This is a genomic window from Serratia sp. ASV30 (assembly GCF_016428815.1).
GTDB classification, from domain to species: Bacteria; Pseudomonadota; Gammaproteobacteria; order Enterobacterales; family Enterobacteriaceae; genus Chania; species Chania fonticola_C.
Map to the genome: position 1 here is coordinate 65690 of NZ_JAELTL010000015.1, position 11308 is coordinate 76997.

General features: G+C 55.9%; 6 protein-coding genes. 4 read left to right on the top strand and 2 right to left on the bottom strand.

Annotation, left to right across the window (positions count from 1 at the left end):
• The first annotated feature begins 102 nt into the window (after positions 1-102).
• Positions 103-1032, top strand: a complete 930-nt coding sequence (locus tag JHD74_RS09300) for a LysR family transcriptional regulator (RefSeq protein WP_199062505.1) — start codon at positions 103-105, stop codon at positions 1030-1032.
• A gap of 19 nt (positions 1033-1051) precedes the next feature.
• Here JHD74_RS09300 and JHD74_RS09305 read toward each other — a convergent pair whose 3' ends face one another.
• A complete protein-coding gene (locus JHD74_RS09305; protein WP_199062507.1) occupies positions 1052-3445 on the bottom strand; it encodes a beta-N-acetylhexosaminidase in 2394 nt (797 codons plus the stop codon).
• Between the two features lie 156 nt (positions 3446-3601).
• Positions 3602-6310 (bottom strand): magnesium-translocating P-type ATPase, encoded by a 2709-nt coding sequence (gene mgtA, locus JHD74_RS09310; protein WP_065684298.1) that lies wholly within the window; start codon positions 6308-6310, stop codon positions 3602-3604.
• Between the two features lie 411 nt (positions 6311-6721).
• Between mgtA and treR the strand changes: the two genes are divergently transcribed.
• From treR to treC, 3 genes are all read left to right on the top strand, one after another.
• Positions 6722-7669 carry a trehalose operon repressor TreR gene (gene treR / locus JHD74_RS09315; protein ID WP_065684297.1) on the top strand — a complete coding sequence of 316 codons (948 nt, stop codon included), beginning with the start codon at positions 6722-6724 and terminating at the stop codon, positions 7667-7669.
• A 203-nt stretch (positions 7670-7872) separates the two neighbouring features.
• The gene (gene treB / locus JHD74_RS09320) at positions 7873-9288 is read left to right on the top strand and encodes a PTS trehalose transporter subunit IIBC (protein ID WP_021179093.1); all 1416 of its coding nucleotides are present in this window, start codon (positions 7873-7875) and stop codon (positions 9286-9288) included.
• An 18-nt stretch (positions 9289-9306) separates the two neighbouring features.
• On the top strand, positions 9307-10971 hold the full coding sequence (gene treC, locus JHD74_RS09325; RefSeq protein WP_199062509.1) for an alpha,alpha-phosphotrehalase: 1665 nt from the start codon (positions 9307-9309) through the stop codon (positions 10969-10971).
• The last annotated feature ends 337 nt before the right edge of the window (positions 10972-11308 follow it).

An 11308-nucleotide genomic window follows, 5' to 3' on the forward strand; every position in this document is an offset into this window, starting at 1 on the left:
ACGGTACAGCGTATTCTGCTATTAATAATGGCATCTTGTTCGCAGCGATGTAATAGCGCATTCGTACCGTTTAATGAAATCACTCGTGAATTAAAGGAAAAAATGAGCAGCCCAGCGTCGTTAAAGCAACTGGAAGTTCTGGTCAAAATTGTGGAATGTGGTGGGCTGTCGGAGGCTGCCGCACACCTGAACGTCTCACCCTCGGCGGTCAGCAAGAGCTTGTCACAGCTAGAAAGTCAGTTGGGCACCACCTTAATCAAGAGAACCACGCGCAGCTTTACGCTCACCGAACCTGGCCAATACTTATACAATCGTGCAACGCAACTGTTGCTGGACTTTAATGAATCGCTCAACACCACCGCCGGTTACTATAATCACCCCAACGGTGAATTACGGATAACCTGCTCTATGGCTTTTGGTTATTCCCATTTGGCAACGTTGGCGAATCATTTTCGTGATCGTTGCCCCGATGTTGATTTATATATTAACCTTAACGACAACTTTGTTAACCTTAATGAAACCAACTTTGATATCGCATTGCGCATTTCTTCTGAGCCGCCTATTAATTATGCAATGCGTAAATTAGCCACGGTTAATTGGGCCTATTGCGCCAGCCCGAAATATCTCGAGAATTACGGTACGCCGCATTCCATTCAGGATTTACCCCATCATCAGTGCCTGATTTACCCTGGCTTGACCCCGGTATGGAAAACCCTTGATGAACAGGGCGTCGCCCACCACTTGAAGACACGTACCCCGATCCAGGCCAACAGCAGCCTGGTACTGTTGAAATCAGTGCTGGAAAACCAAGGCATTGCCTATCTGCCCACTTATCTGTTGGGCGATTTGATTGAGCAAGGTGCCCTGGTTCCGCTGGCGCTGGACGACAAACTGACTCACCCGACCCACGGCCTGTATGCCCTGTATTTTCCCAGCCGCTACAGCAACCCCAAGGTGCGTGCCTTTATCGATTTCCTGCTGGAGCAACTACAGCCGGTGCCCATCTGGGATAGTTGGTTGGCGCAGTCTTAACCACGCCATCCCTGCCCGGTTACCGCACCGCCACTGCGCGCAACAGCGTTTCCAGCGGGTATACCGCCGCAATCACCACTTCATCCCGGATCTGTGCTGCCGCGTCCAGCTGTTGCTGGGCCTGTTCCGCCTCGGCTTTACTCAAAGGCTTTCCTTGCTGATAACGTTCCAATAGCATCAAGCCCAGATCGGCCAGCGCGCCGACATCCTGCGCCACCGGAGCCAAATCCTTCATCACCACGTTACCGGCTATCACCTGCTTCACCGGTGCACCGTTACGTTGCCAGCGTTGTAGCCGTTCACGGACCGCCTCCGCCGCCGCCCGATGGTTCTTGTCTTTAAGCAGCAACGCCACTTGCTTATCGAGATCGCGTACCGCCGCACTTTCCGGGGGAATGGCATCAGCAAAGCGGTTAAGTGGCTCAAATTGATGGTAATTACCTGCCTTGAACTTCAGGTGCTGACGGGTGTAATACTGCCCCGGCTCCACCGCTTCGGCCAAGATCTGCAATGGGGTGATATCTACGCTGTTAGCCAAACGGGTAAACTCACGCGCCGTTTCAGCGTGCTGTTGCAGGCCAACAGACACCACCGACCAGGCATCTATCGCAGCCAGGCGTTGGTACATATTGTCCTCGTTGGTCACATCCTTGGCCGACCACATACGCTCCGCCACGGCAAAGGTTCTTGGCCACAGCTTGAGATCGAGCACCGGTGCGCGAATGTTTTCCGCCCAGAAGGCGGCTTCGCCCCCCAGAATATTGGCCTGATGCTGTTCATCCGGTACCACTGGCATCACACCCGCCGGGATCGCAGCCAATTTACTGCCGCTGGTTGGATAGCGCACGTTGCCCACCAACGTGTAACCGCTCAGTTGATCCCGCTGCAGAATAAATACCGGGCGCGTGTCACCCATCCAGTTATCAATGCGGAAGGTCACCTGTTCTGGAGTGCGCCATTCGATGTCCCGCACTGCACGCCGCGATTTGTCTTTGAAATCGATAAAACCACGCCATCCTTGCTTGCCTTCGATCAGCGTAAAGGTGCCTTCCACCGGGCTCCCCTTGAAACGCGGCATGCTGAATTGCCAGCTCTGCGCCTGCTCCCCCGCCTGCACGTTGGTATCTACCCCCAGTGGTTGCGGCAAAATTTCATTGCGATAGTGATAGGCGGTGCTGTGCGGCTGATCGAGATAGAAACCGGTGGAAAGAATGCCTTGGTAGCCGTCCTGTGCACTGGCCCCCAAAGAATCTGGCCCACGCCAGGATTGGATCACGATGGTGCGCGGCAAGGTCGGATGGTAAATCTCATCCCAACCCACCATACGGCGCTGATGTTGTTCGAGGATTTTTTCCAGCTTCTGGTTGAAGAAAGCCTGCAACGCATGGGCATCCGCCAGCTGGTTCTGCTGCATAAACGCCTGGATGGTTTTTGACGCTTTCCACTGGGTGGCATCCACCTCATCGCCACCGATATGCAGATAAGGATCGGGGAAGATCGCCACCAGTTCGCCAATGATGCTGTCGACAAACTGATAAACCTTGTCGTTCGAAGGATCGAGCGTCGGCTTGTGGACCCCCCAATGGCGTTCCATTTGATACGGCCCCGGCGCACTAAGCAGCTCTGGATACGCCACGGCAATGGTAGAAGCATGACCCGGCAGATCGATTTCTGGCACCACGCGGATGCCCCGCGCCGTGGCGTAGGCAACGACCTGCTTCATCTGTTCACGGGTGTAGAAATGACCGTCACTGGCCAGTTGCTGTAGCTTTGGATAGTGCTCGGAAGCAAATCGCCAGCCCTGATCGTCGGTCAGATGCCAGTGGAATACGTTGAGTTTGGCCGCCGCCATCCCATCAAGCTGCCGCAGAATATCCTCCACCGGCAGGAAATGGCGCGCCGAATCCAGCAGCACGCCTCGCCAAGGAAAACGCGGAACGTCGGTAATGTTCACCAACGGCATAAAGGTGTTTTCGCCATCGGTCTGCACCAGTTGCAGCAGTGTTTCCATACCGCGTAATGCACCGAAGCGTGTGTTGGCCGTCAGCGTGGCACTCTGCGGCGTGACCTTGAGCTGGTAGCTTTCATCGCTGTCCGGTAGCGGCTGGGTTGCAACCTGATGTTTGATGATGATGTTGATCGTTGCCGCTTGGTTTTTCTCGTCCTGTGGGGCCAACGTCCAGCCGGTTTGGCGTTCCAGGCGATCGCGCCAGCGAGCCTGCGCTTCGCTCAAATCGTCCCCCTGAACGTTGAAAGATAAGCGGTAATCCAGCACCAGCTTGCCTTGCGGCTGAGCTAACTCAACCTGCTGCGGCCAGGGCATCAGCGGCAGACCGCCAGCCGGTTGAGCCAGCGCATTCAGAGAAAATAACAGCGAAGAAGCCAGTAGCGTATAACTGAAGGGTTTGTGCATCGGAAATTCCTCAGAGGAAAAAATCAATCTAGCCAAGGAAGTAGATAAAGACTGAGCTGGGGAGAGATGTCCAACCGCAGGGGCAAAACGGTGCGATGGATCACAGATTGATTTGGCGGTGAGGAGATTTCCCTCCTCACCTCACCATCAGCAAATTTACTGCCAGCCATACCGGCGGACAAACCAGCCTTTCACACACTGGGTCAGCACCATGTAGCCTGCCAGGATCAGCACCAGCCAAGGGAAGTAGCTCAGCGGCAACGCCTGCAACTGCAGGAAGCCAGCCAGCGGCGAGAAGGTCAGGCCGATACCGACGGCGATCACCGCCAACGTCATCACACACAGCGGCCAAGATGGGCGACTCTGAATAAACGGAATTTTGCGCGTACGGATCATATGGACGATCAGCGTCTGCGACAGCAGCCCTTCCACAAACCAGCCAGACTGGAACAGCGTCTGCATTTCCGGCGTATTAGCCTGGAACACGTACCACATCAGGGCAAAGGTCAGCACGTCGAAGATCGAGCTGATCGGTCCGAAGAACACCATAAAGCGCCCCAGATCGCCGGAGTTCCAACGCTGTGGCTTGGTGATCTGATCGTCATCAACGTTGTCGAACGGAATGGCAATCTGTGAAATATCGTACAGCAGGTTCTGGATCAACAGATGCAGCGGTAACATCGGTAGGAAAGGTAAAAAGGCGCTGGCGATCAGCACGCTGAAGACGTTACCGAAGTTGGAGCTGGCGGTCATCTTGATGTATTTCAGCATGTTGGCAAAAGTACGGCGGCCTTCGATCACCCCCTGTTCCAGCACCATCAGGCTTTTTTCCAACAGGATAATATCCGCCGCTTCCTTGGCGATATCCACCGCCGAGTCCACCGATATGCCGATATCCGCCGCGCGCAGCGCCGGGGCATCGTTGATACCGTCGCCCATAAAGCCCACCACGTGACCCTGCTTACGCAGCAGTTGGACGATGCGTTCTTTGTGCAGCGGCGTCAGCTTGGCAAACACCGTGGTACGCGCAGCCGCTGCTACCAGCGTGGCGTCGTCCATCAGTTCGATCTCGCTGCCACGCAGGATATGCTCCGCATCCAGCCCCACGTCCTTACACACCTTGGCGGCGACCAGTTCATTGTCACCGGTGAGGATTTTGACGGTCACGCCATTCTTTTTCAGCGCAGCCAATGCCGGTGCGGTGCTCTCCTTCGGCGGATCGAGGAAGGCGATATAACCTTCGAGGATCAGATCCGACTCATCCGCCACGCCATACTCATGATCCGTCGCCGGCAGGATTTTGTTGGCCACAGCCACCACGCGCAGCCCTTGCTGGTTAAGCTCGTCGGTAACACGACGGATGCGCGCCAGCAGCGCTTCGCTGAGCGGGATCACCTCATCTTCCTGCCGCACGTGGCTACAGATCGACAGCATCTCTTCCAGTGCGCCCTTGCAGATCAGTTCGTGGTACTGCGCCTCTTTCGCTACCACCACTGACATGCGGCGGCGTTCGAAATCGAACGGGATCTCGTCCACTTTGCGGTAATGCTGCAACGCGTCCGGCTGTTGGCTTTCGTCGGCACAGGTCAGCACTGCCACATCCAGCAGATTTTTCAGCCCGGTCTGGTAGAAGCTGTTCAGCCAGGCATAGCGCAGCACCCGCTCACTGTTGGCACCAAACACGTCGGTATGGCGCTCCAGCACAATTTTATCCTGGGTCAGCGTGCCGGTTTTATCGGTGCACAGAATATCCATCGCGCCAAAATTCTGGATCGCGTCCAGACGTTTGACGATCACCTTCTGGCGCGACAGTTTGACCGCCCCTTTCGCCAAGGTAGAGGTGACGATCATCGGCAACATTTCCGGCGTCAGCCCCACTGCCACCGAGAGCGCAAACAGCGCCGCCTCCCACCAGTCGCCTTTGGTGAAGCCGTTAATCAGCAGCACGATCGGCGTCATCACCAACATGAAGCGGATCAACAACCAGCTCACTTTGCTGATCCCTGCCTGGAAGGCGTTGGGTTGCTCATCCTGGCTGGTCACCCGCTGCGCCAACTGGCCGAAGTAGGTTTCGCTGCCAGTGCCGATCACCATGGCCAGTGCGGTACCGCTGACGACGTTGGTGCCCATGAAACACAGGTTTTGGCACTCCAACGGATCGCTCACCTGGCCACGGGGATCCGCCACTTTTTCTACCGGCAGCGATTCACCGGTCAGCGCTGCCTGGCTGATAAACAGATCTTTGGCAGAGAGCAACCGCAGATCCGCCGGGATCATATCCCCAGCCGATAGCTTGATGATATCGCCAGGCACCAGCTGTGAGATCGGCAACTCGCTATGCTCGCTTTTACCGGTATGCGCGTCACTGCGGTACACCGTTGCGGTGTTGCTGACCATCGCCTTCAGCGCATCCGCCGCCTTGTTGGAGCGGGCTTCCTGAATAAAGTGCAGCAGCGTGGAGATCAGCACCATCAGCCCAATCACCAGCGCAGCAATCAGATCTTCGGTGGCATAGGAAATCAACCCCAGTACGGTCAACAGGAGGTTGAAGGGGTTGCTGTAGCAGTGCCACAAATGCTTCCACCAACTTTCGGCCAGCTGGTTTTCGATGGTGTTGCTGCCAAACTGGCCGCGTGCGGTTTCTGCTTCCTGCTCGGTGATGCCTTCCGGGTGGCTGTTGAAACGCTCATACAGCTGCATCGCGCTGGCGGCGGCACATTCCAGACGTTGTTGCGCCAAACCGGCAGGCAGCTCTTGCGCCGATCCACTGACGCTTTCCAACAGCGCATCACGCCGTACCAGGCGGCGTGGCAAATTACGGCTGAGCAGACCCAGCAGCCGACGGGGGATTTGTTTAAATTTCATCGTTCGCACCTCATTGCCCAGCGCCTCACGGCAGTGGGTGAACGGCGGATCGGCCCGCTGGCACGATTTTCGGACGCGCCAAAAATCCTCCGCCGGAGCAGATCACTGATTTTCAATCACAACAGAGGCGAACTATCGAACAAGTGCCGCTGCTTACCTAAACCGGTAAAACAGCAACGCAGAGCGGAGAGGTTTTACCGGGGAACCGAATGAGTAGTGTCGGGGCTCGGATCAGGATCCATTCAGGGATTTACCTCCGGTAAAGAAAAAGTGGGAACGGCAAAGGCGGCCATTCCGTTTTGCAACACTATGGGCTGCGCACCAAGATCCGCGCGTTAAAATGCGCTATGGTAGCGAGCATAAGTGGGATGTTGTAAGTTTAAGCCTCATAACCTAAACGATAAGTAAACCATGCAAAACCGGCTGACAATCAAGGATATCGCCCGCCTGAGCGGGGTAGGCAAGTCTACCGTCTCACGCGTGATGAATAACGAAGGCAGCGTAAGCCCGCAAACCCGTGAACGGGTGGAGGCGGTGATCCGCAGCCAGGGGTTTACCCCATCAAAATCGGCGCGTGCCATGCGCGGCCAGAGCGACAAAGTGGTCGCCATTATCGTTTCCCGTCTGGATTCCCCTTCGGAAAATCAGGCCGTGCGCACCATGCTGCCGCTGCTGTATCAGCAGGGCTTCGATCCGATCGTGATGGAAAGCCAGTTTGAGACCCGGCTGGTAGAGGAGCACCTCAACGTACTGCGCCAGCGTAACGTCGACGGCGTGATCCTGTTCGGTTTTACCGGCCTGACTGGTGCCATGCTCAAACCGTGGCAGGAAAAGATGGTGGTGGTCGCCCGCGAATATCCGGGGATCTCCTCGGTTTGTTATGACGATGAAGGTGCCGTGAAACTGCTGATGCAGCGCTTACGCAAGCAGGGTCATAGCCATATCAGCTACCTTGGCGTACAAGAGTCCGATGCCACCACCGGGATGCGTCGCCATCAGGCCTATCTGGATACCTGTCGCGAACAGAAGATCTCGCCGGTCGTGGCACTGGGAGAACTGAGCTATCAGAGCGGTTTCCAACAGGCCGCCAACGTGATTGAACCACAAACCACCGCGCTAGTATGTGCCTCTGATACCATCGCGCTAGGTGCGATGAAGTACCTGCAACAGCAACAGATTACGCCAATCCAGGTGTGCGCCATCGGTAACACTCCGATGCTCAACTTTTTGTTCCCAGAGACATTTTCCGTTGAGTTGGGCTATGGCACCGCTGGGCAGCAGGCGGCCCTTCAGCTGCTGGGCCAGTTGAGTGGTGAACTGAGCATCCGCCAAATCATTATCCCCTGCAAACTTGCCTGACGGGCAAGCTCACTTCTGAACGGGGCAGCGTACGGCTGCCCCGTGTTGTAGCCGGAGTTCATTGTGACGCGACTTGAGGCTTTATTGTTCGTTTTGTGATCCTTACCGCAAGTTGGGAACGTTCCCATTTAATAAAAACGGCCTAGTGGCTAAGCTTAAAAACATCAATACCTCTAAGCCTCACTGATAACAAAGGTGCCATAATGAGCAAAGTTCAGCAGCAGGACATCGATCGCCTGATCGTGCTGGTGGGTGGCCGCGAGAATATCGCCACCGTCAGCCACTGCATTACCCGCCTGCGTTTCGTCCTTAACGATCCCGCCAAGGCCAAGCCAAAAGAGATTGAGCAGTTACGCATGGTCAAAGGCTGCTTCACCAACGCCGGGCAGTTCCAGGTGGTGATCGGCCCCGAAGTCGGTGATTACTATCAGGCGTTAATCGCTGCCACTGGCATCAACGAAGCTGATAAAGAACAGGCCAAACTGGCCGCCCGCCAGAATATGACCTGGTTCGAACGCGGCATCTCCCACTTCGCCGAGATCTTCTTCCCGCTGCTGCCAGCCCTGATCAGCGGCGGTTTGATCCTGGGTTTCCGCAACGTGATCGGCGATATCCCGATGTCCGGCGGCCAAACACTGGCTCAGATGCACCCAGCCTGGAAAACCATTTACGACTTCCTGTGGCTACTGGGCGAAGCCATCTTTATGTTCCTGCCGGTGGCCATCTGTTGGTCAACGGTGAAGAAGATGGGCGGTACCCCGGTGCTTGGCATCGTGATGGGGATCACCCTGGTCTCTCCCCAACTGATGAACTCCTACCTGCTCGGCCAGCAAGTGCCGGAAGTATGGAACTTTGGTTGGTTCACCATTGAGAAAGTGGGCTATCAGGCGCAGGTGATCCCGTCGATCCTCGCCGGTATGGCGCTGGGTTGGATCGAAACCCGTCTGAAAAAGATCGTGCCGGATTATCTGTATCTGGTGGTGGTGCCGGTGGTTTCTCTACTGCTGGCCGTGTTCCTGGCACACACGCTGATCGGTCCGTTTGGCCGCATGATCGGTGATGGCGTCGCCTGGGCGGTGAAGTGGGTAATGACCGGTAGCTTCGCCCCGATCGGCGCCGCGCTGTTTGGCTTCCTGTATGCGCCGTTGGTGATCACCGGGGTGCATCAGACCACGCTGGCGATCGATATGCAGATGATCCAAAGCATGGGTGGCACGCCAGTCTGGCCACTGATTGCCCTGTCCAATATCGCGCAAGCCTCGGCGGTGCTGGGCATCATCATCGTTAGCCGCAAGGCCAACGAACGTGAGATTTCCGTACCGGCCGCCATCTCCGCCTACCTCGGCGTGACCGAACCGGCCATGTACGGTATCAACCTGAAATACCGTTTTCCCATGCTGTGCGCGATGATCGGTTCCGCCTTCGCGGGCTTGATTTGTGGCCTGACCGGCGTGATGGCTAACGGCATCGGCGTGGGTGGCCTGCCGGGTATCCTGTCTATCCAACCGCAGTTCTGGCTGATCTACTCCGTAGCTATCCTGGTAGCCGTGGTGATCCCGCTGCTGCTGACCATGATGGTTTACAAACGCAAAGCCAGCCGCGGCGAGTTACCGGTTTAAACTGAAAGGTACTTTTTTATGAGCAATGTAATTCCCTGGTGGCAGAACGGCGTTATTTATCAAATCTATCCGAAGAGCTTCCAGGACAGCACCGGTAACGGCTATGGCGATCTGGCCGGGGTGACCCAACGGCTGGACTATTTGCAGGAGCTGGGTGTCGATGCCATTTGGCTAACGCCGGTCTATGTCTCACCCCAGGTCGATAATGGCTACGACGTCGCCGATTACTGCGCCATCGATCCGGCTTACGGCACCATGGCCGACTTCGAACACCTGGTGGCGCAGGCCCACCAGCGCAGTATCCGTATCGTGATGGATATGGTGTTTAACCACACCTCCACCGAGCACCCGTGGTTTAAGGCCGCGCAGGATCCTGCCAGCCCACTACGCCAGTTCTACATCTGGCGCGATGGCGAAGGTGATGCCCTACCCAACAACTGGCGTTCCAAGTTTGGCGGCAACGCCTGGCAATGGCACGCCGACAGCGGCCAATACTACCTGCACCTGTTTGCTACCGAGCAGGCCGACCTGAACTGGGAACACCCGCCGGTGCGCGAAGAGCTGAAGAAAGTGTGCCAGTTCTGGGCAGATAAAGGCGTGGATGGGCTACGCCTTGACGTAATCAACCTGGTCTCCAAGCAGCAGGACTTCCCAAGCGATAGCCAGGGCGATGGCCGCCGTTTCTACACCGACGGCCTGCGCATTCACGAGTTTTTGCAGGAGATGAGCCGCGACGTGTTCCAGCCACGCGGCCTGATGACCGTGGGCGAGATGTCTTCAACTTCCCTGGAGCACTGCCAACAGTATGCGGCGCAAAGCGGTGCCGAACTGTCGATGACCTTCAACTTCCACCACCTGAAAGTCGACTATGCCAACGGGCAGAAGTGGACGCTGGCCGAGCCGGATTACGTCGAGTTGAAGCAGATTTTCCACCACTGGCAGCAAGGCATGCATAACCGCGCCTGGAACGCGCTGTTCTGGTGTAATCACGACCAGCCACGTATCGTTTCGCGCTTTGGCGACGAGGGCAAGCTGCGAGTAACCTCTGCCAAGATGCTGGCGATGGTGCTGCACGGTATGCAGGGCACGCCGTATATCTATCAGGGTGAAGAGATCGGCATGACCAATCCGGGCTTCCAGCAGATCGAAAGCTATCGCGATGTGGAAAGTCTGAATATGTACGCCGAACTGCAGGCTCAGGGAAGAAACGAAGACGAACTGTTGGCTATTCTGGCCAGCAAATCACGGGACAATGGTCGTACGCCGATGCAGTGGGACGCAACAACCCACGCAGGCTTCACCACCGGTACGCCTTGGATCGCCTGTGCAGAGAACTACCCGCAGATTAATGCCACGGCGGCATTGGCCGATCGGGATTCGGTGTTTTACGCTTATCGCCATCTGATCGCCCTGCGCAAGCAGTATCCGTTGCTGACTCACGGTGACTATCAGGATCTGGCCCCGGCTCACCCGGCATTGTGGTGTTATCAACGTAGCTGGAATGGACAACGGTTGCTGGTCGTTGCGAACCTGAGCCGCGAACCGTTGGCATGGGATGCCGCTGGCGTTGAATTTTCTGAACTGTGGCGCCCACTGATCAGCAACTACATGGATGCTGCAGAGCAGCCACGGGCCGGAGTTTTGCGGCCTTTCGAGGCGAGTTGGTGGCTGCTGGAGTCCTGATTGGTCGACGGGAGTTGTTTGCTACAATCCATACATAATTGTTTTAAAAACAATGATTTTGCATGGATCGAACAATGAAATTGGCGCTGGGAACACTTTCTCTGTTACTCAGCGCCAGGCAGGGGTCAACAAGCAGCGGATCACACCGCGACGCTCTGCCGTTGAATCATATATTTAACACCAAGTAACTGACCTTTATTATTCCCCGTATAAATAAGTCACCCAGTACAATTATTCATGCTTTCACTTAACTTCCTTAAATTTCTTCCTGAATCATTACTACGCTATTTCAGACACAAAAAGATCTGCATCCAAGATCAAAATGTGAAGGATATCC

Excerpts from the sequence above, each read along its gene's own strand:
- JHD74_RS09300 (WP_199062505.1), top strand. The coding sequence starts at position 103 with ATGAGCAGCCCAGCGTCGTTAAAGCAACTGGAAGTTCTGGTCAAAATT.
- JHD74_RS09305 (WP_199062507.1), bottom strand. The coding sequence starts at position 3,445 with ATGCACAAACCCTTCAGTTATACGCTACTGGCTTCTTCGCTGTTATTT.
- mgtA (WP_065684298.1), bottom strand. The coding sequence starts at position 6,310 with ATGAAATTTAAACAAATCCCCCGTCGGCTGCTGGGTCTGCTCAGCCGT.
- treR (WP_065684297.1), top strand. The coding sequence starts at position 6,722 with ATGCAAAACCGGCTGACAATCAAGGATATCGCCCGCCTGAGCGGGGTA.
- treB (WP_021179093.1), top strand. The coding sequence starts at position 7,873 with ATGAGCAAAGTTCAGCAGCAGGACATCGATCGCCTGATCGTGCTGGTG.
- treC (WP_199062509.1), top strand. The coding sequence starts at position 9,307 with ATGAGCAATGTAATTCCCTGGTGGCAGAACGGCGTTATTTATCAAATC.